General features: G+C 53.0%; 20 protein-coding genes and 2 riboswitches. Of the genes, 7 read left to right on the plus strand and 13 right to left on the minus strand.

The genetic code is table 11. The features are described from left to right. Nucleotides 1-154: 154 nt before the first annotated feature. Nucleotides 155-254: riboswitch (purine riboswitch) on the minus strand. 247 nt (nucleotides 255-501) lie between these two features. The 3 genes from H581_RS0125080 to H581_RS0125090 form a co-directional block, all read right to left on the minus strand. After that, a complete protein-coding gene (locus tag H581_RS0125080; protein WP_028612393.1) occupies nucleotides 502-681 on the minus strand; it encodes a small acid-soluble spore protein H in 180 nt (59 codons plus the stop codon). A 162-nt stretch (nucleotides 682-843) separates the two neighbouring features. Then, the gene (locus H581_RS0125085; RefSeq protein ID WP_028612394.1) at nucleotides 844-1,206 is read right to left on the minus strand and encodes a cupin domain-containing protein; all 363 of its coding nucleotides are present in this window, start codon (nucleotides 1,204-1,206) and stop codon (nucleotides 844-846) included. Nucleotides 1,207-1,639: 433 nt separating this feature from the next. Next, complete coding sequence (locus H581_RS0125090; protein WP_028612395.1) at nucleotides 1,640-2,206, minus strand: helix-turn-helix domain-containing protein; 567 nt, start codon at nucleotides 2,204-2,206, stop codon at nucleotides 1,640-1,642. Between the two features lie 252 nt (nucleotides 2,207-2,458). On the opposite strand from H581_RS0125090, the gene H581_RS0125095 reads away from it, so the two are divergent. Next, a complete protein-coding gene (locus tag H581_RS0125095; protein WP_028612396.1) occupies nucleotides 2,459-3,736 on the plus strand; it encodes a glycoside hydrolase family 18 protein in 1,278 nt (425 codons plus the stop codon). A gap of 141 nt (nucleotides 3,737-3,877) precedes the next feature. Here the strand turns inward: H581_RS0125095 and H581_RS0125100 are convergent, their stop codons facing one another. The 4 genes from H581_RS0125100 to H581_RS0125115 all read right to left on the minus strand — a co-directional run bounded on the left by H581_RS0125100 (nucleotide 3,878) and on the right by H581_RS0125115 (nucleotide 7,951). Then, nucleotides 3,878-4,390 (minus strand): cysteine hydrolase family protein, encoded by a 513-nt coding sequence (locus tag H581_RS0125100; protein WP_028612397.1) that lies wholly within the window; start codon nucleotides 4,388-4,390, stop codon nucleotides 3,878-3,880. A gap of 74 nt (nucleotides 4,391-4,464) precedes the next feature. Further along, the gene (locus H581_RS0125105) at nucleotides 4,465-5,034 is read right to left on the minus strand and encodes a nitroreductase family protein (RefSeq protein ID WP_028612398.1); all 570 of its coding nucleotides are present in this window, start codon (nucleotides 5,032-5,034) and stop codon (nucleotides 4,465-4,467) included. A 48-nt stretch (nucleotides 5,035-5,082) separates the two neighbouring features. Next, complete coding sequence (msrA, locus tag H581_RS0125110; protein ID WP_051251359.1) at nucleotides 5,083-6,081, minus strand: peptide-methionine (S)-S-oxide reductase MsrA; 999 nt, start codon at nucleotides 6,079-6,081, stop codon at nucleotides 5,083-5,085. Nucleotides 6,082-6,190: 109 nt separating this feature from the next. Beyond that, nucleotides 6,191-7,951 (minus strand): stalk domain-containing protein, encoded by a 1,761-nt coding sequence (locus tag H581_RS0125115; RefSeq protein ID WP_028612400.1) that lies wholly within the window; start codon nucleotides 7,949-7,951, stop codon nucleotides 6,191-6,193. A gap of 262 nt (nucleotides 7,952-8,213) precedes the next feature. Here H581_RS0125115 and H581_RS0125120 point away from each other — a divergent pair, with 262 nt between their 5' ends. The 3 genes from H581_RS0125120 (at nucleotide 8,214) to H581_RS0125130 (ending at nucleotide 10,754) form a co-directional block, all read left to right on the plus strand. Beyond that, on the plus strand, nucleotides 8,214-8,645 hold the full coding sequence (locus tag H581_RS0125120) for a hypothetical protein (protein ID WP_028612401.1): 432 nt from the start codon (nucleotides 8,214-8,216) through the stop codon (nucleotides 8,643-8,645). Next, a complete protein-coding gene (locus H581_RS0125125; protein ID WP_028612402.1) occupies nucleotides 8,642-9,718 on the plus strand; it encodes a phosphodiester glycosidase family protein in 1,077 nt (358 codons plus the stop codon). The genes H581_RS0125120 and H581_RS0125125 overlap by 4 nt, the downstream gene beginning before the upstream one ends. A gap of 103 nt (nucleotides 9,719-9,821) precedes the next feature. Beyond that, complete coding sequence (locus H581_RS0125130; RefSeq protein WP_028612403.1) at nucleotides 9,822-10,754, plus strand: proline dehydrogenase family protein; 933 nt, start codon at nucleotides 9,822-9,824, stop codon at nucleotides 10,752-10,754. Nucleotides 10,755-11,049: 295 nt separating this feature from the next. Here H581_RS0125130 and H581_RS0125135 read toward each other — a convergent pair whose 3' ends face one another. The 4 genes from H581_RS0125135 to H581_RS0125150 all read right to left on the minus strand — a co-directional run bounded on the left by H581_RS0125135 (nucleotide 11,050) and on the right by H581_RS0125150 (nucleotide 15,284). Further along, nucleotides 11,050-12,057, minus strand: a complete 1,008-nt coding sequence (locus tag H581_RS0125135) for a 5-oxoprolinase subunit C family protein (protein WP_028612404.1) — start codon at nucleotides 12,055-12,057, stop codon at nucleotides 11,050-11,052. Continuing rightward, nucleotides 12,057-12,809 carry a 5-oxoprolinase subunit PxpB gene (gene pxpB, locus H581_RS0125140; protein ID WP_281169570.1) on the minus strand — a complete coding sequence of 251 codons (753 nt, stop codon included), beginning with the start codon at nucleotides 12,807-12,809 and terminating at the stop codon, nucleotides 12,057-12,059. The genes H581_RS0125135 and pxpB overlap by 1 nt, the downstream gene beginning before the upstream one ends. After that, nucleotides 12,802-13,572, minus strand: coding sequence for a LamB/YcsF family protein (locus H581_RS0125145; RefSeq protein ID WP_028612406.1), 771 nt, complete (start codon nucleotides 13,570-13,572; stop codon nucleotides 12,802-12,804). Before H581_RS0125145 ends, pxpB begins: the two co-directional genes overlap by 8 nt. Nucleotides 13,573-13,892: 320 nt before the next feature. Continuing rightward, nucleotides 13,893-15,284 (minus strand): NCS2 family permease, encoded by a 1,392-nt coding sequence (locus H581_RS0125150; RefSeq protein ID WP_028612407.1) that lies wholly within the window; start codon nucleotides 15,282-15,284, stop codon nucleotides 13,893-13,895. A 120-nt stretch (nucleotides 15,285-15,404) separates the two neighbouring features. Continuing rightward, nucleotides 15,405-15,505, minus strand: a riboswitch (purine riboswitch). Between the two features lie 217 nt (nucleotides 15,506-15,722). On the opposite strand from H581_RS0125150, the gene H581_RS0125155 reads away from it, so the two are divergent. Then, nucleotides 15,723-16,430: a TetR/AcrR family transcriptional regulator gene (locus H581_RS0125155; protein WP_342663449.1), complete on the plus strand. Its 708-nt coding sequence runs from the start codon at nucleotides 15,723-15,725 to the stop codon at nucleotides 16,428-16,430. A gap of 80 nt (nucleotides 16,431-16,510) precedes the next feature. Beyond that, on the plus strand, nucleotides 16,511-17,119 hold the full coding sequence (locus H581_RS0125165; RefSeq protein WP_028612409.1) for a permease: 609 nt from the start codon (nucleotides 16,511-16,513) through the stop codon (nucleotides 17,117-17,119). 111 nt (nucleotides 17,120-17,230) lie between these two features. On the opposite strand, the gene guaA is transcribed toward H581_RS0125165, so the two are convergent. Further along, complete coding sequence (gene guaA / locus H581_RS0125170; protein ID WP_028612410.1) at nucleotides 17,231-18,769, minus strand: glutamine-hydrolyzing GMP synthase; 1,539 nt, start codon at nucleotides 18,767-18,769, stop codon at nucleotides 17,231-17,233. Nucleotides 18,770-19,539: 770 nt separating this feature from the next. Continuing rightward, a complete protein-coding gene (locus H581_RS37430) occupies nucleotides 19,540-22,431 on the minus strand; it encodes an RCC1 domain-containing protein (RefSeq protein WP_211231501.1) in 2,892 nt (963 codons plus the stop codon). A gap of 302 nt (nucleotides 22,432-22,733) precedes the next feature. On the opposite strand from H581_RS37430, the gene H581_RS35340 reads away from it, so the two are divergent. Next, nucleotides 22,734-23,195 (plus strand): DinB family protein, encoded by a 462-nt coding sequence (locus H581_RS35340; protein ID WP_051251361.1) that lies wholly within the window; start codon nucleotides 22,734-22,736, stop codon nucleotides 23,193-23,195. The last annotated feature ends 232 nt before the right edge of the window (nucleotides 23,196-23,427 follow it).

Genomic DNA, 23,427 nt, shown 5'->3' on the forward strand with positions numbered 1-23,427 from the left:
GAGGATTGCCGCTGGACCCGAGCTTAAAGCGATAGGGATCTATCACTTCGGTATGAAACGAATGCAGCGGTTCAACGAGCCCCAAAGAGACAACAGAAGGCTGCCCCGTTAGAGAGGCAACCTGAACCCGCGAAAGGTCGTCGATCCGCTGCGATTATTCGTTTCAATAGCTCGTAGTCCGAAAATTAAGGTTTCCGGGTAGAAACATTCAGGCCATATCCCAAATATATACGAGATTTCTTGGGCGGTATACTCCGCCTCAAACCTATTCTAGTTTATCGAATCCCCCTGCTACTGTCAACAAAATACGAACATTAAAATGGGGTTCTTTTGGAAAGGTTCGCTTTTCCGGTCTATCTATCCAAAAACTCCCTCGTTAAGAGGACCCTATTGCCAGAAGATGGTTTTTCATTCGAATAGGAACGCCTTTTCTTGTGCAGCGGTTAACCGGCCTTTAATGCGAAAAGGGACCCCTGGATCAAGCAGGCAGTCCCTCTTTCTTTAATTTTCTATAAGACTGTTCAGCGGAACCTCTTGCTCCTGCTCCGGCTGGTCAAGCGGGTAGATTCGAGCCGTTTCGTTATTTTCATCCACATGCTGGATATAAACAGGTGTCCCTTCATAGGACACATTAGCCATGACGGACGATTCGGCAATCTCCATTGCACGTTGTTTGTTCATTAGCAGCCGCCTCCATTCCTGTGCGAATGGTTTTAATGTTTCTCAAACTTGCCGATTTATTCTGCCCTCTCATGAATTGCTTTTCTTTATGGCTTTAAATCGAATGGCCTGTTCGATATCGGTGACCAACGTTTCCAATCCGCACGCGGCCAGCCGTACTTTTTATTCACCGATCGTTTGCCGGTCCGGCGCCGAGTAGGCGATGATCATACGGCATGGCTCCCAGCCGACCGCCGTCGCGTTATGCGCGACGTTCCGCGGAATGCGCAGCATCATGCCGGTCTCCAGCCGGAACACCTCGTCCCCCAGCGTATGATCGCATTGACCGGACAGGACGAAGATAATTTCCTCGCAATTCGGGTGCGCGTGTCTCGGGTTCGATTGTCCGGCGTTAATATAGACCATGCCGAACGTCATTTCGCTGTCCGGATCGATCTCCTGGCTGCAAAGCCAGCGGATTTTACCCCAATCCTGTTCAAACAATTGCCCCAAGTCCTCGCTTCTAATGTCCGTTACAGTTGCCATTGCGTCATTCTCCTTTTGCATGTGGATTACTTACCGGTTCGGGCATCGGAATCGCGGCTAATTCGGATTTCCCCTTCATGACGGATTATAATTCCGCGTTACGCATCGATCGGGCCGACTCTTCCTTGCAGCTCATAAGCCGAAATGCGCGAAGAACGCCTTCCAGTGCCTCTTTCGGCAAAATGCGTTTCATTTAAGGAAACCTTGTTGAATTAGACTCATTATAGTGTACCTATTTATTACCCGCAACCGTTTTCTCATTATTTGGGCGCTGCCAGGCGCGTAAAGAACAAAATCACGGGCGACAATTTGAGATCGGGGCTCTATTCCAGCGTAACGGGAGAGATAAACAAACATTAAAAAAAGCGCTGCGATCGCGAGCGCTTCCAGGCATGGATAAGCATGATGTCAAAATGATAAACAAACGAAACGATTATTCCGAATCCGGCTCGTCCGCCTGCTTCGACTGCGTAAATACGGCCAAATACTTCACTTCCTCCGATACCGGAAATATAGTGTGTTTGTCCAGCGAATCGAAATAAAGGCTGTCCCCGGGTCTGAGCGTGTATTCGACGTTCCCGACCTTATACCGCATTTCGCCTTCCAGGATAAAAATAAACTCCTCGCCCTTGTGGCTAAACACTTTGCGTTTGTCGTCCTCGCCCTTTCGGCATACGAACAGGAACGGCTGCATCCATTTATCGCCCCGCTCGACGGCGAAGGCGTGGAACGAATATCCTTTATCCGTCTTGACCAGCCGGGATTGCGTGATTTCTTTCGGCGTGTAGACGGTACCCGATACTTGCTGGTCGTCAAGCAGGATCGATACCTTCGTGCCGAGGGCGTCCGCGATTTTCATCAGCGTTGCGATGGGCGGAATCGTCTTGCCGTTTTCGATTTTGGAAAGCAGGCTTTTGGAGAAGCCGCAAATGTCGGCGATTTCCGTCAAATTGCGATTTTGCTCCAGCCGCATTTTTTTGATTTTATTACCCAGATCCATCGCTATCCGTCCCTTAAACTATATTGTTCAACATTGTAATTCAACTTTGTTTAGTATAATTACACCAGATGGATTTGGCAATGTAGTACGGCTCGCCTCTAATTCGGTGTCACTAGCCTCCGCTTCATATCAGACTAGGAACGCCTTTCGTTGAATACAGTTATATAAAAGAAGCCTTCCCGGCATACGCCGCACAAAGCCGGCCAACCGAACTGCTTCAGGCAAGGATTTAAAAAGGAGGTTAGGTAAAGGGTGCAAATTCATGTCGTACGAAGAGGCGATTCCTTGTATCAGCTGTCCCAAAGGTATGGCGTTACTGTCAATGAAATTGCCGCAGCGAACGGGCTGGACGATTCAAACGTGCTCGTCGTCGGTCAATCCCTCATCATTCCGACCGAAGCAGGGAGCCACCGGGTAGCCCCTGGCGAAACGCTGTGGTCGATAGCCCAGCGGTATGGCGTTACCATTCAGGAGCTGGCCAGCGCGAATCGATTGACCAATCCCGCCCTTATTAATCCCGGTCAAACGCTCATTATCCCGCAAGCGGCAAAACCTGTTATCGAGGTCAATGCTTATACGGAAAGATTCGGCTCTGAGGGCGTAGCGATCGTCGAGGATATCGGCGAATACTTAACGTACTTAAGTCCGTTCAGCTACCGTGTCCGGGCAGACGGAACCTTCACGGATTTGGACGATTCCGCGGTAATCAACGCCGCTTACTCGCAGCGGGTTGCTCCCATGATGGTCATTACGAATTTCGAGAACGGTACGTTCAGCTCGGATATCGCGCACGCGGTGCTGGCGGACCCCTCCGCCCAGGAAAGGCTGATCGCTAACATTGTAGCGACGATGCGGCAGAAGGGCTATCAAGCGCTGAATGTCGACTTCGAGTATATCCGGCCGGCCGACCGCGAGCTGTATAACGTTTTCCTGCAAAGACTCGTAGACGGTCTTCATCCGCAGAATTACCTGGTTTCGACCTGTCTGGCGCCAAAGATCAGCGCCGCTCAGACAGGCACGCTCTATGAGGCGCATGATTATCCGGCACACGGCCGCATCGTCGACTTCGTCGTCCTCATGACCTATGAGTGGGGGTGGTCCGGCGGTCCTCCGCGAGCCGTAGCTCCGCTGAACGAGGTCGTAAAGGTGCTGAATTATGCGGTGTCCGTCATTCCAACGGAAAAAATCGTGATGGGCATGCCTTTATACGGTTACGATTGGACGCTCCCTTACGTGCAGGGCGCCAAGTGGGCGCCGACCGTCGGGCCGAAGGCAGCCGTTGAGCGGGCGAACCGATTCGGGGCGACGATCCGATACGATGAGGAGGGACAATCGCCTTACTACAACTATTACGATCAGGAGGGCCGCGAGCATATTGTCTGGTTCGAGGATGCGCGGAGCGTGCAGGCGAAATTCAACATCGTCAAATCGTACAATTTGCGCGGCGTCAGCTATTGGGTGCTTGGCGTAGAGTTTCCGCAGAACTGGTATGTGTTAAATGCTAATTTTACCATCAAGAAGCTGGTGTAGCGGCTGACCGGCCTGCAATGCGAAGAGGGACTCCCTTATCAGGCAGTCCTTCTTCTATATAAGTTGAACTACAGAATCGTAAGCGCGAGCGGAGAGAGTAAATCGTTCTGGAGAAACAAAGTGCTCATTCCGATTATTCGATTACGATTTTCCCGCTTTCATCATCTTCGCCATGAATTCGATCACGGAGTAGGATACGACTTGCCGGTCCCGATAAACGGCGCTAATGGCATCCGGTTTCATGCTTAATATGCCCTTCTGCAAAATGGCTGCCTTAAACCCTCTCTCCGTCGCGCCGTTAGCCGTGAACGTGATGCAATGCTCTGCGGCAAGGCCGCAAATCACGACGAATTCAACGCCTTGTTCGCGCAGAATCCGTTCCAGATCCGTTTTCCAGAACGCATTCGAATACTCTTTCTCCACCCGAAGGTCATTCGGTCCTATGGTCACTTGAGGGATAATCGATCTTGCATCGCGATCTTCGTCTCCGTTAGCCCCTTCCATGTCCTGGATGTGGATAACGGTTTGCTCCGCTGCCCGCAACAGTCCGGATACATGATTAATATACACGCAAGCTTCTTCCACCTGCTGCATGTCAAAGCCTTCATCTATGAATGATTGCTGCATATCCACAATTAACAATCCGATTTTCATGGTTATCCCCTAACCTCTCGCCCTCGTTATTTTGAAAAAAAGAGCAGACAAGCTGCTCTGTTCCCTGCTTACAGCTATTCCAGCCAAACCGTCTTCGCCGTCACCGGTACCCGCCGCGCGGCCGGGGCCTGCATATCCGGCTTCCCGAGATAAACGAATCCGACGATCTCCTGTTCCGCATGCAGTCCGAACGTCTCTTTCATTAGCGGGTGATACATCGGATCGCCCGAACGCCATATTGCGCCTAATCCGTTCGCATGCGCGGCGAGCAGCAGATTCTGCACCGCGGCATGGGCGGCGGCCAGCTCTTCCGCCGGCACAGCCTTCGGGTCGGCGGACGGCGAGCATACGGCCGCGATAACGACCGGTGCCCGAAACGCCTTCAGCTTCTCCTTCGCCAGCCGCTCCTCCAGCTCCTGTCCGCTCAGCTCCGGCAAGGCGGATGCAGCCACACGGGCATAGCCTTCGCCCAGCTTCGCTCTTCCGTCTCCGGTCATTACGATAAAGGTCCACGGCTGCGTATGATGATGGCATGGCGCCCAGGCTGCCGCCTCAAGCAGCTTCTCGATAACGCCCCGGTCAATCGGATCGGGCTTCACCCGTCCGATCGACCTCCGCGTGCGAATCGCTTCCTCTACATTCATATCCGATTCCTCCACATGACCATTTATAAGCGTTAAACTTATAAAGTCTTATTGTTCAAATAAAGACAGGTACTCCCCGTATCCTTCCTTGACCAGATCCTCCTTGGCGACAAACCGCAGCGAGGCGGAATTAATGCAGTAACGGAGACCTCCCGCCTCCCTCGGACCGTCATCGAACACATGCCCGAGATGGGAGTCGCCTTCCTTGCTGCGCACCTCGACCCGTACCATGTAGTGGCTCGAATCGGTATGCTCCGTCACGGCGGATGACTGAAGCGGCTTCGTGAAGCTCGGCCAGCCGCAGCCCGCGTCATATTTATCGCGGGAACTGAAGAGCGGCTCGCCCGAGACGATATCGACATAGATGCCGTCTCCGGTATGATCCCAATACTCGCCGGTGAACGGCCGTTCCGTGGCGCTGTTTTGCGTAACCTCGTATTGAATCGGGGTGAGGCGGCGTTTCAGCTCCTCGGCGTCCTTCTTCACGGACCAATGCTTTGAAATGTAGGCGTCGCGGCCGGACCCTTTGCGGTACATTTTGTACCGGTACGGATTCGACTTATGATAGCCCTGGTGATAATCCTCCGCCGGATAAAAAGGCTGCGCAGGCTCGATTTCCGTTACGACCGGCCGGTCGAAGCGACCGCTTGCCTCAAGCTCCCGCTTAGACTCGAGCGCCAGCCTGTGCTGCTCTTCATCATAATAATAGATCCCGGTCCGGTACGAACTGCCGCGGTCATGAAACTGGCCGCCGGCGTCCGTCGGGTCGATTTGCCTCCAGAATATATCCAGAAGCTTCTCATACGGGAACACATCCGGATCGTACGTAATTTGCACCGCCTCGGCGTGGCCCGTCGTCTCCGAGCATACCTCCTCATAGGTCGGGTTCTCGGTGCGGCCGCCGGTATAACCGGATACGACCGAGATGATGCCCGGCATTTCTTCGAATGGCGATACCATGCACCAGAAGCAGCCGCCGGCGAACATCGCTTTCGCTTCCTTGCGGCCAGCGCCGCTATTCGTAATTGGTTGATCCATATTGATCATCCTCCTATTGATTTCATACACTAAACATTTCCATTATACATGACGAGGCCGCTTTACAACAAAAAAGAAGGATTGCCGCTATCGTGCGGCAAGTCCCTCTTCAGCTGCTTTATTCAAACTCGTTCCCCGGCAAAAAAACCAGCAGCACCGGAAGCGCGCTCGCGCCCGGCGAGGCAAAGGTAATCGTCACCTCCGGCGGTGCGGTATGGTCCGCATTCTCACCTTCCGGCTTCTGCTGATGATAGAGCAGCACGCCGTCGCCAGGATTGGCATGACCGGCTGACGGAGTGCCGACGGCCTTGCCGTTCACGGCGACGGCGCCCTGGAAGTTGCCGGCTCTCGGGTTAAGCAGGATCCGAGTCCCATAAGCGACGTTTGTTAATTGGACCGTCGTGACGGCTCCGTATTCGCCTCCGTCGACCGTTGCTTCGCCCGTCAGCGCATCCACGCCCGGAATCGTCGTGCCGCGGCTGCCCAGCCGCAGCTTGCGCTCGGTGATGCCAAGCGGCTCGTTCACTTCAATCATCAGGTCCGTATCCGCGAACGTGCCGCGATTGCCGACCTTCTCCAGCTGCGGCAGATTGAAAACGGCGCTAAGCGGATCCGTATTCTCCTTAACCGCCATCGTCGTGTACGTGAGCGGCCCGTCCGAATCGACGTCCAGCATGCCGGAGAAGCCTTCATTTGGATTCATGATTATCTTCTCCAGCTCCGGAAGCAGCGTTACGGAAGCGCCGGGCGCTATCTCCAGCTCGCGCGGCGCAGCCCCCGATAAGTACCTGAGCACGGCGGCCGAGCCGAATTGCAGTGCATTGACGCTGGGCCCGGCAAGCCCGCGCTTCCCGATCGTCAGCTTGACGCTTTCGCTTTGCTCGTTCGTCACGACGACAACCGCCTTCAGCCGCTCCGAAGATCCGTTGCGGTGATGGAGGAATAACCGGCCCGCACCGTCAAGCTCATCCGCATAGAGCAGCCCCTCGCCGAAGAAGCGTTCAGGAGCATTCGACATATAAAGCGTGCGGCCGCCTCTCGATTCCACGGTCGCTGCCTCGTTGTAGCTGTTCATCAGCTTCGTGTCGACTGCGAACTTATCGCCCGGATTGCCGTAGCGCATGTAGTATTCGAACGGCGTATACATGACCTCATCCGTTACAACAATCTCCTGAGACTCGGTAACGCTGCGCAGGCCTTCATTGTCTATAACCGTTTGGGTAACGGTGTAGACGCCAGGCTCGAAGTACGCGCTTTTGCGCCCCGACCATTCCGTCTTCGCGATCGATCCGTCCGGATCATAGCTGAGATCCTCGTACGCAACCGGCTCGCCCAGCTTCACGGCTGTCGGAGCCTGAAAAGCGGCGACGGGCGCCGCGTTCGGATCCGGCTGAATCGTAATATGCACCTGCTTCAGCTGCGTATTGTACGTGTAGCCTCCATTCCAAAGCTGCTTGACCGCGGACAATGGCAGATGCATCGTACCGTCGATTCTCACTGGAGCCGCCGGAAGCAAGATATAGCTATCGTTGCGGCGAGCTCCGCGCATGCCCGCGTTCAAGGTTACCTGATTGGCATATGTATCGATATGAGTGCCCTTGTCATCGTTATATACTTTAGCTCCAACCGCAGCGGCAATGGTGCGGATCGGAATCATCGTCACGCCTTTGACGACCGGCAGCGGAGCCGTTAAGGGCTGAACCTTGCCGTTTACCTGTATTTGCTTCTGTCCATGCACAAAAATAATATGAGCCGGCTGACGCCCCCCGGCCGCTTCAATCAGAGCGTTCGTACCTAGCCCCGCCCCCGCGAGCGATAGGACCAAGCCTGCCGCTAGCACTTGCCTGGCGAATCGATTGCCTATTCTCTCTTTCTTCATCCTGTCTCTCCTCCCGGATAGCGGCGCCTGCGCCGCGTCCGAACAGTTAGACGCCGCATAGCCGGGAAAAGTTCCGATCAGCCGTTAAAAATTCAATAAATTTCCATTTGCAAGAAAGGACAACCTCAATTCCCTTTGTTAAAATAACATGACGCCCGCAACTATTTGCCGTCGATTGTTGTCTAATTCTATGAAACTATGCTTGCGGTTCGTTCATCCGTTCTTCCGAGCAAGTGACTAACCAGAGAGGTGAATGAATAGAATGAATGATTTGATTTTGGAACAACGCGCTGCCAGCCACACCGACAAAAAAACACGCAAAAAGAAAGGAAATCGCGCCTTCCTTGTCTTCGTCTGCGTTTGGCTTGTTATTATATGCTCCGGCATCCTGCTGGCCAAATGGTATACGGACCGCATTCAGCTGACGATCTCCGCTAACCTTGAACAGCAAACCGCCAGTCAGATTGCTGCCATGCAGCAGGATTACGAGGCTCGCATGCTGAAGCTTGAAACGAACTATACGAACGATCTTGCAGAGCTTAAATCCAAGGTCGACGCATTGAATGAGCTTCTCACCTTCACGAAGGATAACGCCGATTCCAAGACCGATAACAGCAACAAGCTGTACACGCAGCTGAATGAAGTGAAGAAACAACTGAACGAACTGCAGAAGAGTTTGGACGTGCTCAAATGAACGTAACCGTCAAAGCGTTAAACCGTACGGCGCTGCTTGCCTGCGCGCCTTTTCTGGGCGTGATGATCTGGCTGCTCTTATCCGATATCGTCATCCAGTTGTCCGAAGCGGCTTTCCCGCGGCCCGTAACGGAGCAATCGATGCTTCCGGAGGCGGATATTACACCTGCTTCAACCGGCCTCGATCATGCCCGGGAGACAGCGGCGCAAACGCGTCAATCGATTCAGAAGCAAATGAAGCTGTACGAGCAAACGAATGCCGAAATGGCAAAAATATCGTCCATGGCCGCTTCGCAAGCGATGAAGCCGCTTATCATCTATGACCGCAATATTACGAGCAAGCTCGGCAAGCCGGCGGCAGCCATCGAGTCCGGCAAGCTGAGAGCCCAGCTTTTTTACATACAAGCAGAGAACTTCAAGGCTTATGCGCTCAAAATCAAGCTGAAGAGCAGCGACGCCATGACGATGACGCTGGGCGGCGATTCGCTCGGCAAGGCGGAGACGACGCTTGCGGCCGTGAAGCGCCATGGCGCCGCCGTCGGCGTTAACGCGGGCGGCTTCGCCGACGGCGGAGGCAAACGTTATCCGCTCAGCACGACGATTGTCGATGGCGAATATGTGACGGACTTTGAAGCGCCGCGCGCGAATTTGTTTTTTGTCGGGCTCAATGATCAAAATGAGCTGATTGGCGGGAAGTTCCCGAGCAAGTCACAGCTGGACGCGAAGAAGCCGAAGTTCGGCGCTTCATTCGTGCCGGTGCTGCTCCGCGGCGGCGCCCCGCAGCCGATTCCGCTCAAATGGCAGACCAGCCCGAAGCGCGCTCCGCGCACGGTCGTCGCCAATTATAAGGACGATCAGCTGCTGTTCCTTGTCGCCGACGGCTACAACGAGTCGGGCAGCTCCGGCGCAACGCTGGGCGAAATGCAGCTGCTGCTGCAGCGGTACGGCGCGGTCGACGGCTACAACCTGGACGGCGGCGGATCCTCCTCGCTCATTTTTAATGGAAGAGTCATTAATAAACCGTCGGACGGACAGCTTCGGAAGCTGCCGACGCATTTTTTGTTTTTTAAATAATTGGGCCTTCGTAGCGATTCGCGTACCCTTTCGGAATATACTAATACCGGACTCCCGAAATTGAGACTCCTGCTGGCATGATTGTGGGAAAGGAGCAATACGGATGGGCATCGGATCGAAATGGTACCGCAAATCGTTGTTGACGGTCGCGGGAATCCCTCTCGTGGAGAAGCTGTCGACCTCGTACGGCAAAAGACTGGCTAGACGGTTTATTGCCGGGGAGACGCTGGATGAGGCTTTGAATGAAGTCGAAGCGCTGAACCGGCTTGGCATTATGGCTACGCTGGATCATCTGGGGGAAGGGATTCGCCGTCTTGATGAAGCCGCGGCTTACAGGGATCAATACGTGAAGCTTATTGAAGGGATTGCGGAGCGGAAGGTACGTTCCAACGTCTCGTTAAAGCCGACGCAAATGGGACTTGCGCTTAATCCGGCAGTCTGCTATTCGAATATCCGCGACGTCGTGAAGCAGGCCAGGGGCCGACGGAATTTTGTCCGGATCGATATGGAGAATACGCCTTACACGCAAGCGACGCTCGACCTCGTACGACGCCTCCATAAGGAAGGCTTAACGAATGTCGGCACCGTTCTGCAGGCCTATTTGTTCCGTACCGCGCAGGATGCGCCCGGACTGCTGCGGGAAGGCGTTAATCTGAGGCTCGTGAAGGGCGCTTATAAGGAATCCGAGGACGTTGCTTTTCAGAAAACGAGCGAGATTAAGGACAGCTTCAAGGGCATTATCAAGCTGCATCTGGAGCGCGGCGCTTATACGGCGGTAGCCACTCATGACGATGAGATCATCAATTGGGTGAAAACATACGTACGCACAAAGGGCATTCCCAAACGCGCCTTTGAATTCCAAATGCTGTACGGTCTCCGCATGAATGTGCAGGCGCGGCTTGCCAAGGAAGGCTACCGCATCCGTTGCTACGTGCCTTACGGCGTCATGTGGTACCCCTACTTTACCCGCAGGCTGGCCGAGAAACCCGCCAACCTGATGATGGTGCTCAAACATATGTCCGCCTTAAAACGCTGACGCCGCCCGATAGGTGAACTGCATCCTCGTTTATGGACACTTCTGGATAGTGCTTATAAACGAGGTTGCGGTTCAAGGGCTGCGCCGGCGTTTTTTTTCAAACTGGGCATTGTGCCGCCAGAGGCCGGCCTCAGCTATTGCCCGATCCTTGCTCTGAACCGTCGAATTTTCTCGATTAGATCTAGAAATTAGATCTAATCCATCCAAACTAACCAAATATATTCAATTAGATCTAATTATTAGATCTGATGCACTCTGCTCCGCTCGATCCGGCCTCCGAACAGGCCCGGTTACCTCATATTGCGCGGAGCTTTAGCGCTATCGCGGCCTTGAGCAGCTGAATGTCGCGCTCGCCCGCCAGATACAACCGTTCCGATTCCTGCCGCGTAATCGCTTCGAATCGGAACCGGCTGCCCGGCTTAAGCTGGGCGAGCACGGATATATCGACCGCGGCGACCTGTGCGATCCGCGGATAACCGCCCGTTGTCTGCCTGTCGGCCAGCAGAACGATCGGCTCTCCGCTCGGAGGCGCTTGTACCGTGCCGAGCACCGCCCCTTCGGACAGCATTTCGAGCGGGGCTTCCAGCTGCAGCTTCGTCGGCCCTTCTAATCGGCAGCCCATCCGGTCCGATTGAATGCCTATCCGGAAGGCTTGGCTAAAGAAGGCGGCCCGGCTTTTAGAAGTAAATAAGTGAAAGTGCGTGCCCGGAACGGCGCGTACGATCTGCTCCTCCCCGCTCCCCGCTATAGCAAAATGGCCCGCATGCCACCTTATCTGCGCGTCTTCCCCCGGCTCCGGCGTCAACAGCTGCCTGATTCTCTCGGCGTTTTCGCCTGGCTGACGAACGCTAAGCTCGTCACCCGCTTTCAACGCTCTACCCTCAAAACCTCCGACCGCTCCGCGCAGGTACGTGCTGCGGCTGCCCATGACCTCCGGCACATCGAAGCCGCCTGCCGCGGCCAAGTAGGCGCGGCAGCCCGAAACGCTTGTCCCTAAACGCAATACAGAGCCTTCATTCACATACACCGGCCTCCATAGCGGCAAGAGCCCGCCGTCAAGCTCCGCCGACAAATCTCCGCCGCATACCGCGACGATCATCGGCTTATGGAAATGAAAAACCGACCCGCCGAGCGTCATTTCCAGAACCGCCTCCCGCTCGGCATTTCCGACGAGCAGGTTGGCGACGCGCGCCGCGCCCGGATCAAGCGCTCCGCCAACGACGACGCCATACCTTTGGTACCCGGTTCTGCCGAGGTCTTGGATTGTCGTCAGGATACCCGGACGAATAACGGTTAAGCTCATCAAGCATCTCTCCCGTAATTTTCGAATTCCGCCCTCGCGATCGGTTGAAATCTCACCTCGGCGCCCGCTTGAAGCAGGCTTGGCGGGGTCTGCCCCGGACGAAAAAGCTGAAGCGGCGTACGTCCGATTAATTGCCAGCCTCCGGGGGTCGCAACGGAATAGACGCCGGTCTGGTTGCCCGCGATTCCGACGCTTCCTGCAGGAATGACCGTCCTCGGCGTCTTGTGCCGAGGTGCGGCAATTCTCTCCGGCATGCCGCCCAGATAAGGAAAGCCCGGCGCGAAGCCGATCATATAAACCAAATAGCTGCTCCCCGAATGGATAGCGACAACCTCCTCTTCCGTCAGCCCGTTATGCTCCGCTACAAAAGCCAGATCAGGCCCGTATTCTTCGCCGTAGCACACGGGAATTTCGACCACGGTCCGCTCCGTTTGCATGTCCGACGGTTCAAGCGTTGGTAAATACAGTCGAAGCCTCAGGCTTACCGTCTCATAAATCGTAGAATGAGTACTTTCCGCTTGCGTACGGCTTCGCATCACGGCAAGCGGATCGTAGTGTACCGTAACGGAAGCAAATGCGGGCGTGCACTCGATCATTCCGGCGAATGGTTTCTCCTCAAGCTGCGCAGCGAACGCGTGAACGATACGATTCAGGGCTTCATCCATAACCACGCCGAATCGGATGAGCACCGCACAATCGCCAAGCGGAAACAACTCATAATCTCCGTGACCGCCCCTCTCCCCATTAATCACTGTGGTCCCCCGCTTTCCGCACCCGAATCCCTTCCGCCTCTAACCTCTCCCGCAACCGGATTACATGAACGACGGCGCCCGGCGTATCTCCGTGCACGCATACGGAATCGGCTTTTAATGGAAGCTCGTTCTTCTGCCGCGTTAGCACGACGCCGTGTTTGATCATGCTCAACGCCTGCGATGCCGCCCGATCGGGATCCGTGATCACCGCCCCTTCCGCGCCGCGCGGCGAAAGCGATCCGTCCGCTTCATAAGCCCGATCCGCGAAAACCTCGTTGATCGTCCGCAGTCCGGCGGCTTCCCCGGCGCGAATCAGCTCGCTGCCCGACAAGCCGAACAGCATGAGCCGCGGATCGACTTTATAGACAGCCTCCGCAAGCGCTTCGGCAAGCGCTTTGTCCCTCGCCGCCATAGTATAAAGCGCGCCGTGAGGCTTAACGTGAGCGACCCTGCCTCCTTCCGAAACCGCAAACGCGCTGACCGCACCCAGCTGATACACCGTCATGTCATACGCTTCCTTCGGCGAAATACTCATTGCGCGTCTGCCGAAGCCGGCAAGGTCCGGCAAGCCGGGGTGCGCGCCAATGGCTACGCCCTGCTTCAGCGCGAGACGCACCGTTTCCCGAATCGTCGCGGCATCCCCGGCATGAAATCCGCAGGCAATGTTCGCCGAGGTGATATGCTTCATCAGTTCCTCGTCAGAGCCGGCGCGATATACGCCGAAGCCCTCCCCCATATCGCAGTTCAAATCGATTTTAAGCACGACGCTTCCTCCTCATGGATTTCTGCAGTAACTTTGACTAATTTGCGGTGTTACCTCTCTCTATGATGGATTCCGTCCATTCAAATCGAAGCTAACGGATAAACATTGCTGTTATCGGCTGATGACACGGGATGAAATCCAGTATAGACACGTACAAAAGCGATTTTCAGCTTCTGTACAGGATGAATTCCAGTATAGACTCGTTCAAATCGGATATCCAGCCTCTAGCGGGATGAATGCCTGTATTGACTCGTTCAAATCGGATATCCAGAACGCAAAAAAAAGCAGCGCCGGTCCAGCGCTGCTTCTCACAAACTGTATTATTCCCCGCCCATAAATACGTAGCGGCCGATAATGAGCACCGCAAGAATCCACATGAGCCAGTGCACGTTGTACTTTTGTTTGCCTTTGCCCGATACGTTCGCAACCGTTGCAAGCACGACGTACGATACGATACCGAATGAGATGCCGTTCGCAATGCTGTACGTGAACGGCATAAGCGCCAGCGTGAAAAACGCCGGGATCGCGTACACCATATCCGAGAAGTCGATTTCCTTCACCGATTGCATCATCAATACACCGACGATGATCAGAGCGGCGGCCGTCGCCGCGCCCGGCACAAGTGCAACGATCGGGGACAGGAAGATAGCGAGAAGGAAGCAGATTCCGGTCGTCACGGCCGTCAAGCCCGTACGTCCTCCCTGCGCGATACCCGCGGAGCTCTCCACGTAAGCGGTAACCGTGCTCGTGCCGAGAATCGCGCCGCCGCCGACGCCGATCGCATCGACGAACATCGCTTTACCGATGCGTTTCTTGCCTTCCTCCGGATTTTTCATAATGCCGGCGCGGTTAGCCGTACCGACAAGCGTTCCAAAGGTATCGAACAGCTCAACGAAGGTGAACGTCAGGATGACCGTAACCAGACCAACCTCCATCACGCCCGCAAAGTCGAAGTGCCAGAAGTTCATCGTCGAGAAGTCAGGAACCCAGGTCTGATCCTTGAACGCGGCCGCTGCGTCGACTTGGCCCGTAAGCAAGCCGATAACCGTCGTGCCCAGAATACCGAACAAAATCGCGCCCGGAATGCGAAGCACCATCAAAATGCCGATCAGCAGCAAAGCGGCTACCGTAAGAATAACTGTGCCGTCATGGAAGCTTCCGAGCTGAATAACCGTTTCCGGGCCGCTTACCGGTGTGAAGGCGCCCGCTTTAATGTCCGTGAAGCTCGATACGGCAATCGTCATCAGACCGCTGTTTTTCAATCCGATAATCGTAATAAACAAGCCGATTCCGACGGTGATCGAGTGCTTCAAGCTGTCCGGCACTGCCGTAATGAGCATTTGGCGCACCTGCGTCACGGTCAAAATAATAAAGATAATACCCGAAATAAAAACAGCCGTTAAACCCATCGCAGGACTGATTGGCGTATCCGTCGCCGCCGAAGCGATAATGACCGACGCGAAATACGCATTGAGACCCATGCCCGGCGCAAGCGCTACAGGAAAGTTGACGAATATTCCCATGGCGATCGAGAAAATGCCCGCGGCAAGCGCCGTAGCGAGGAATACCGCCGTCCAGTCAAGGCCGGTCGGGGTAAGTATGATGGGATTGACGGCCAATATGTAAGCCATCGTCATGAAAGTCGTCAGCCCCGCCATAATCTCTGTCCTGACATTTGTTCCGTGTTCCTTTAAGCGAAAGAAACGTTCCATTTTGAATGCAAACCTCCCAAAAATGTGTTGGAACAAACAAGAAGCCTAGAAAAAAATGCAAACATCGCATTTCTCCTAGGCTCTGCAAAAAGGGGAAAAGTATACCTGCCGGACCGCAGCAGGCTTTTCCGCCATTTTCGTAGCCAGGTCATTTACGGTGACCGAGTAGAGACTCTCAAGCCGATTCTTGAGATTATACGAAAAAATATGCCGTTGTTGTTTTCCGTTTTCAATTTTAAGGAGTGAACAACCGTTTTGTCAATAACTTTTACGAACGTTGTTGGCAATAAATGCCTTTAACATTCGGATTTATTTTCTCGGCATGACGGATCGGTACATCAGAAGCATGAAAGTATGACGCCGATCAGCATAATAATGAGTCCAAGACAGCATTTTATTCCAGCATGAGCGGAACGAACCCGTTGACAACAAATGTAAATGGGATTATTATATAACCATTGGTTAGTAACCAATGGTTATATAAACTCGGATGAAGGAGGAAAACCCATCGCATCCAAGAAAGAACTACGCTCAGAAGAAACGAAACGATCAATCGTCGCCGCGGCTAATAAGCTTTTCGCCGAGCGGGGCTATGACGCCGTAACGATTAGGGAAATCGCGAAAGAGGCCGGCTGCTCCCATACAACGATATATATTTATTATCAGGACAAAGAAGCGTTGCTTCACGCTCTGTCCATGCAGCCGCTTGAGCATTTAAAGTCTTCGCTTGATGCAGTGTCCGTGGACGAGACATTGCTTCCGGCAGATAAGCTGCGTATGCTGAACGGGCTGTTTATCCGGTTTTGCCTGGAGAACCGCAGCATGTATACGATATTTTTCGAAGTGAAATCGGGGCGGGTCGATATACCGGAGCCCGATCTAGCCATTAACCGGCTTCGGAATCAGATGTTCAACATTATCCTGAAACTGCTTCAAAACAGTCTCGAAATACCGGAAGATGAGCAGCTGCTCGCATTTTCGCGCATTTATTTTTATATGCTCCGAGGTATCGTCGGCACGTATACCCTGTCGGAGGAGTCCGTCGACGCTATCATGGACCGTCTCTCGCCCACATTCGAAGATGCATTCGAGGCGCTGCTGTATGGTTTTACAAAACAAATAGATGAAAGAGGTGCTGCCAAGTGACTTTTTTGTTGTTTATCTTTTTGTTTACTGTCGTTTGCGGCTGGCTTGATGCCCGGATTTTTGGAAAGGAGGCAAAATAGATGTTTGCAGGACATTTCGGACTGGCTGCTGCCGTAAAAGCGGTGGAGCCCAAGGTGCCCTTATGGGCTTTGATGGTCAGCACGCAGCTGCTTGACATCGCATTCGTACCGCTGCTGCTCACAGGCGTGGAAACATTGGAGCCCATCGGAGACGGAGGTTATGGAGCAAATATTATCCATGCGGACTACACGCATTCGCTTGTCGGTGCGTTACTGCTTTCCCTCATTGCGGGCTTTATTGCATGGCGTGTATGGGATAGAAGGAGCGCCGTTGTAATCGGCTCGCTTTCCTTCAGCCATTGGCTGCTTGATTTGGTTGTGCATCGCAGCGATATGCCTATATTGCCGGGCAATTACGGGGATTTCCCGTTACTTGGACTAAGGCTTTGGGAGCTTCCGGCAGTAAGTGCGGCTGCAGAAATCGTGCTCGTATTATGCGGAGCGGTCCTATATTTTATCGCTGTCATGAAGAGATCCCGCGGTCAAGCGAGTCCTTCGAATAGGGTTAATCCCGGAGTTTCGAGTCTGAAACAAGCTTATTTGGCAGGAACACTGATGTCCGTCCTGTTGGTCTTATCGTTCGTCAGCGACTACTTTGGAATAGGTTGAGCAGTACTTCAGCTGCGGCTGTCTGAGCATACGATAAAAAACGCCTTCCCGGAGCCGGTTAATCGGCTATGGAAAGGCGTTTTTTTATTTTTTTATACGGATAGCAGAAGCTTACTCCCACTCGATCGTTGCAGGCGGCTTCGATGTTACGTCGTAGACGATGCGGTTCACGTTGTCGACCTCGTTAACAATACGGACGGAAATTTTCTCGAGCACATCCCAAGGGATGCGCGCCCAGTCCGCTGTCATGCCATCGATCGATGTGACTGCGCGGATGCCGACCGTATAGGAATACGTACGGGCATCGCCCATTACGCCTACGCTCTTCATGTTCGGGAGCGCGGTGAAGTACTGCCAAATCTCCCGGTCGAGGCCGGCTTTGATAATCTCGTCGCGGAGAATCGCATCGGATTCGCGGACGATATGCAGCTTCTCCTCGGTCACTTCGCCAAGCACGCGGATCGCAAGACCCGGACCCGGGAACGGCTGACGCCATACGATCGCTTCAGGAAGCCCGCACTCCTCGCCTACTTTACGAACCTCGTCCTTGAACAGCGCTTTAAGAGGCTCAACCAGCTTGAACTTGATGTCCTCCGGCAAACCGCCGACATTGTGGTGGGATTTGATTGTTTGCGCCGTAGCCGTGCCGCTCTCGACGATGTCGGTATAGAGCGTACCCTGTGCCAGGAATTCGAAATCGTCCAATTTGCTGGACTCTTCCTGGAACGAGTAGATAAACTCGTTACCGATGATTTTACGTTTTTGCTCCGGATCGTCGACGCCCGCCAGCTTACTCATGAAACGTTCCTGCGCGTCGATCTTCAGCACCTTCATATCGAATTTGCCGACGAAGGTTTCCATGACGCCCTCAGCCTCGCCTTTGCGGAGCAGGCCGTGGTCGATGAACATGCAGGTCAGCTGATCGCCGATCGCCTTGTGCAGCAGAATCGCTACGACGGACGAATCTACGCCGCCGGAAAGCGCGCAAAGCACTTTTTTATCGCCGACTTCAGCGCGAATTTCTTGAATCGTATCTTCAATGAACGACTCCATCGTCCAGTTGCCGTCGCAATCGCAGACGTTGTACAGGAAGTTGCGGATCATTTCGTTTCCGAACTCGGAATGGCGAACCTCCGGATGGAACTGCACCGCATAGAAGTGACGGTCCGGGTGGCTCATGGCCGCAACCGGCGCATGCTCCGTGCTCGCATCGATCCGGAATCCCTCGGGAAGCTCGACGACATGGTCGCCATGGCTCATCCATACCGTCTGAACCTTGTCCAATCCGAAACCGATACGCGTTCCGTCCTGAAATTCAACCTCCGCTTTGCCGTACTCGCGCTTGCCTGCGCGTTCGACTTTGCCCTTCAGCTGATGGGACATCATTTGCATGCCGTAGCAAATTCCGAAGATCGGGACGTTCAGATCATAGATCGCCGGATCTACAAGCGGTGAATTTTCTTCGTAAACGCTAGCCGGTCCTCCCGAGAATACGATACCCTTCGGCTGTAATTCGCGGATCCGTTCCACCGACGTGTTGTAAGGCAGCAGCTCGCTGTATACGCCCAAATCGCGGATACGGCGCGCTATCAGTTGATTGTATTGTCCTCCGAAATCGAGAACAACGATGATTTCATTTTGCTTCGTCATGACCGAGCCTCCCTCAATAGATGTAGTAATTATATATAAGGCGCTTTGGACGAGTCAAGGCGGATAAGCTGGCGATTCGTCAGTCAGGCGCAAGTGAACGGGAATGGTTGGAAAATAAGCAAAAACCGCATAGAGAAATGATGGCCCGATGATGACCCGATATGAGCCGGCCTGCTCTTAAAGGGAACGTTAGGCGGCGCTAAAGTGAAATTTTTCCTGTGGCGAAGCGCTATAGCGGAGTTCTTCCTATGGCGTAACGCTATAGTGGAATTCATCCTGTATAGCATGAGAAAGAGGCGGGGATGCGAGTTTATGATGGATTTGATCCAACATGATCAGCCACAAATGTCTCTTTCCTTCCTTAAAGATCCCATTCTCCTGGATAGAATCCAATATAGAGGGCGGTTAGTCGTTCAATTGATCCGAGTTACTGCAAAGTTCCAGTAAAGCCGTGCTTCTAGGTGGATTCTCTTTAGCCCCCTAATTCCATTTGAGTCCTAATTCCATTAGAGTCCTAATTAGTTGAAAGAAGCAGAGCGCCGCGGCACTCTGCTTCTTTCTTTGAAGTACTGGCCGCAGCCAATCGGAGGATTTCATTCCAATAAGCTCGGATGTGTTTCCACCGATTAACTGGGGTCCTGCCGACCAAATGCCGTAAACCCATGCTTTGACATTAATTACGCATGCTCCATTTGCCATGCCGAGACAAATGCAAAATAACAATGGAGCCTGCGGCCGGCCATTAAGTTTCCGTCAACACAGCAATATCCTCAGTGATTGTCATATTCGATGCTCACATAAACGAAAACTTTCTTATCCGGACTATAATCATCGCCGGTACGTCCCTTAACCCTCCACTCCGCTCTGTAACCTCCGGGCACCTCGGTAGCACCGTACTCGGTACCATCCGGGAGTTTCGTCGTACCTTCCGGCAATCGGTTACCCTCTCCCACGGTCTCCAGACTAAGGTCATAATCTTCCCCTTCCGGGGAAACCATGGAGACCTTAACGAATCCATGGAAACCTTCAGGCGGGCTCCAAGATCCGCTCAACTCTTGTCCTGAGGTGGAAATGTACCCGTAATATAACGAATACACATAATTGGATCCGCCGGCTTGATAAGTTTTGGAATCGGATAGCTGGAGTTGGTTCGGATCAACCCGATCAACCTGATACAATGAACCGCCGTCAATCCGGTACCATAAACTATCCCGGTGTTGCAACTCTCCCGGGCCGCTGAAGGAATACAAGAGTTTGCCCTCTTGGGCGGAATAAAGATAGGTTGTGTCTTTAAACGTATACGCCACCGTGCCGTCCGGTCCCAACTGCTTGATGGAGAGAGGCACGCCAGTCAACTGCCACCATTTAGGGGCTGTATAAACTTGTTTTGTCTCGCCTTCCGGCGACCGGACTTTCAAGGTCCAACGCTCTATTTCCTTGTTGTATTCCTTATAGGCAATCCATCCGTTATTGATCTGGTACGATGTTCTCGGGTCGGTCAAATAAGAATCCGCATGATCGATAGGGTTCAAGGCTATCTTGGTAACCTGGCCATCGGCGCTGCGAACTTGGAGTGACCACTTAGAATAACCTCCATTCTCCGTGTATGCGTTGTAGAGTATGTTTTTTCCGTCCGTCAAAGGCCCGTTGTAAGTATTAGGGTATTCGGACGAAGGCGGATTAAACGTCGTGAACGTATCGTCGGGAAGGTGGCGGCGAATGCCGTTAATAAACTCATAAACTACCGTTCCGTCAGCCGACAGATCAAATGAATTCCTATTTTTAAAACTCGAATTTAGCAAAGATCGGGACTCACTCGTCTTTACATTCACAACGTTGTGGCCAAATACCGCGAAATTCCCTTTTACTTCGTACGGTCTCGCCGTGTCCAATGTGTCCCAACTATTTTGAACCGCGCCGTCCTCCCAATAATGAGTCCCAGTGCCGGATATGGAATACACAACGCCGTCAGCGGATAACTTCGCAGTACTAATGGTACGATTAGACCCGTTGGCATCGTAAACTTTTACTTGGCTTTTATCAGTTCGGTTGTACATCCAGAGCGATTTATCGCCGGTCTCTTTCCAAATAATACGACTTTGGTCAAAGTCGAGAATGGTTCCGTTTAACCGGTAAAGCAGCGTTTCTGCTTCCGGTACCGGATTATTTGCGGCAGTAGACGCCGACTCTTCTTTTTTCACACTTTGGTTTCCATCGGCATCGACGGCGACCAGTGAAAAGAAGTAGGACGAATCTGAAGACAATCCATTCACTTCATAGCTGTTCACGTCACTGTTCAAGGTAGCCAGCAGCGTGTTGTCTTGGTATACCAAGTACTTGTCTATCCCCGTTTCATCCGTGGCATGCTGCCAATTCAGCTGTACGCTGTTGTAGGTCACATCGGTAACCGTCAGTACGTCGTACTCAAGCCAATGTGGCGCTTCAGGATTCGCAATTTGTACGGGAGTATAACGGTTTATTGTTGATCCATCGCCGAGTTGGCCTAACGAGTTATTCCCCCATGCCCAAACGGTTCCATCGCTTTTCACCGCCAAACTATGCGAACCATCAATCGTCGCGATAGCGGACACCGAATCGAGCTCGGATACTTGAACGGGGGAAGAACTGCTGGTCGCGCTTCCTTCGCCCAGTTCACCAGAATTATTATGGCCCCACGTCCAGACGGTTCCATCGCTTTTAAGCGCCAAAGTATGCGAAGAACCCGCAGCGATGGCGGACACCGATCCGAGTTTGGTTACTTGAACGGGAGTATAACGGGTTGTTGTGCTTCCATCGCCCAGTTGGCCAGAACTATTCGATCCCCACGCCAAGACGGTTCCGTTGCTGTTGAGTGCCAAAGTATGCGAATAACCCGCCGCAATGGCGGATACCGAATCGAGACCCTGTACTTGAACAGGAGTATTACGGTAGGTGGTTGTGTAGGGTCCATCGTTGAAGGTCAAGCCGCCGGGCACCCCTTGTTGGCCTGAGTCATTGTTACCCCACGTCCAGACGGTTCCATCGCTTTTAAGCGCCAAACTATGGAGAAAACCCGCTGCAACGTCGACCACCGAACCGAGACCCTTTACTTGCACGGGGGAAGAACTTCCGTTCATGCTTCCTTCGCCCACTACAGCATCGTGGATATTCCACCTCCCATCGCCCAGTAAACCGTGGATATTCCACCCCCACGCCCATACCGTTCCATCGCTTTTTACCGCCAAATTATGATAATGCCCTGAAGCAATGGCGACCACGGAGCTTAGAGTGGTTACCTGAACGGGAATATTACGGTAGGCCACGCTTGAATCACCCAGTTGACCATTCCAATTCCCTCCCCACGCCCAGACAGTTCCGTCACTTTTGAGTGCCATACTAAACCTACTACCCGCAGAGATTTCGACAACCGAATCGAGACCCTGCACTTGAACGGGAGTATAACGGTCTATCGTAGTTCCATCGCCCAGTTGGCCATATTCATTGTTTCCCCACGCCCATACCGTTCCGTCCTGTTTTAGATCGAGAGTATGATCCGATCCTCCTGCAACCATCGTTACGCCCGAATTCAAACTCTCTGCTGCCACCGCGGAACCGGCTTCAGCGGCTGCTGCCTGTATGGGGACAAGCAGCGTCAGCAACAGAAAGGCACAAACTAAATGCATAAACCGTCGTTTCATCCATCTTCACTCCCATCTTTGATCTACTTTAAATCTACCATATTACGGAAATCTATTGATCTACCCGTTGCACTATACAAATCTGGTGCAATTGTCATAACAGGGGGTAAAGGTAAAAGACTAAAGAACATCCCAAGCACTTTAATAATGTTCTTTTGGAACGGGAAGCCAGCACAACATCTTAGCAATCTATGAGAATTCACAAAAGGTTACACGTGGTAATATAAAATGGTATACGTATGTAAATTCCCAAACATTAACAGGCTGATAATTCGAGGAGGTATTTCATGAATCATCCGATCAGATTTCAATTGGACATGGCACGGGATTGGTGCCTCGATATCGCTGAATCGTGCCCCGTAGATCTTGCTGATGTTCAATTGAATGAGTTCAATAACACGATCCGTTGGCAGCTTGGGCATATCCTCACAGTGGCGGAGCGGATGTTGTTTCAAGTTCCTTTCCCCTCTGCGTCTCTTCCTTCAGCATTCACAAGGTGGTTCGATTCGGGATCCAAGCCAAGCGATTGGGTGGACCAACCCCCTACTATGAACGAGCTGATTTCGCTGTTGAAAAGGCAGCAAGAACGCTTCCTTGCCATTCCACCGGAGCAATTCGACGTCCTTCTGGATCCTCCGTTCTTCGGATTCGCAAGCTATGGCGAATGTGCAGGGTTTGTCATTGTTCATGAATCCTTCCACGCAGGTAAGATGGATGAGATGTTGCGCGCAGTTAAGCAGAAATCCTGAGCAGTGAGTTTACAACGTAAGACGTATGGCCGATAACAAACTAAGTTCCGCAGAACTTAGTTAATTAAAGTAACGGGAGTTGAATACCAAAAGGGCTGCCGGTTGGCAGCCCTTCGTTACGCCAACGGGAGTTTAGCGTGGTATTCCCCGGTATTCTTCATTGTGCCGCTAAAGGTAACTGGCAGGTTAGAGAGGTCTTCAGTATTTAGTCAATACGAAGCTGAGCAAACTA

Origin of the sequence: Paenibacillus harenae DSM 16969 (assembly GCF_000422465.1) — a bacterium.
Classification (GTDB): domain Bacteria; phylum Bacillota; class Bacilli; order Paenibacillales; family Paenibacillaceae; genus Pristimantibacillus; species Pristimantibacillus harenae.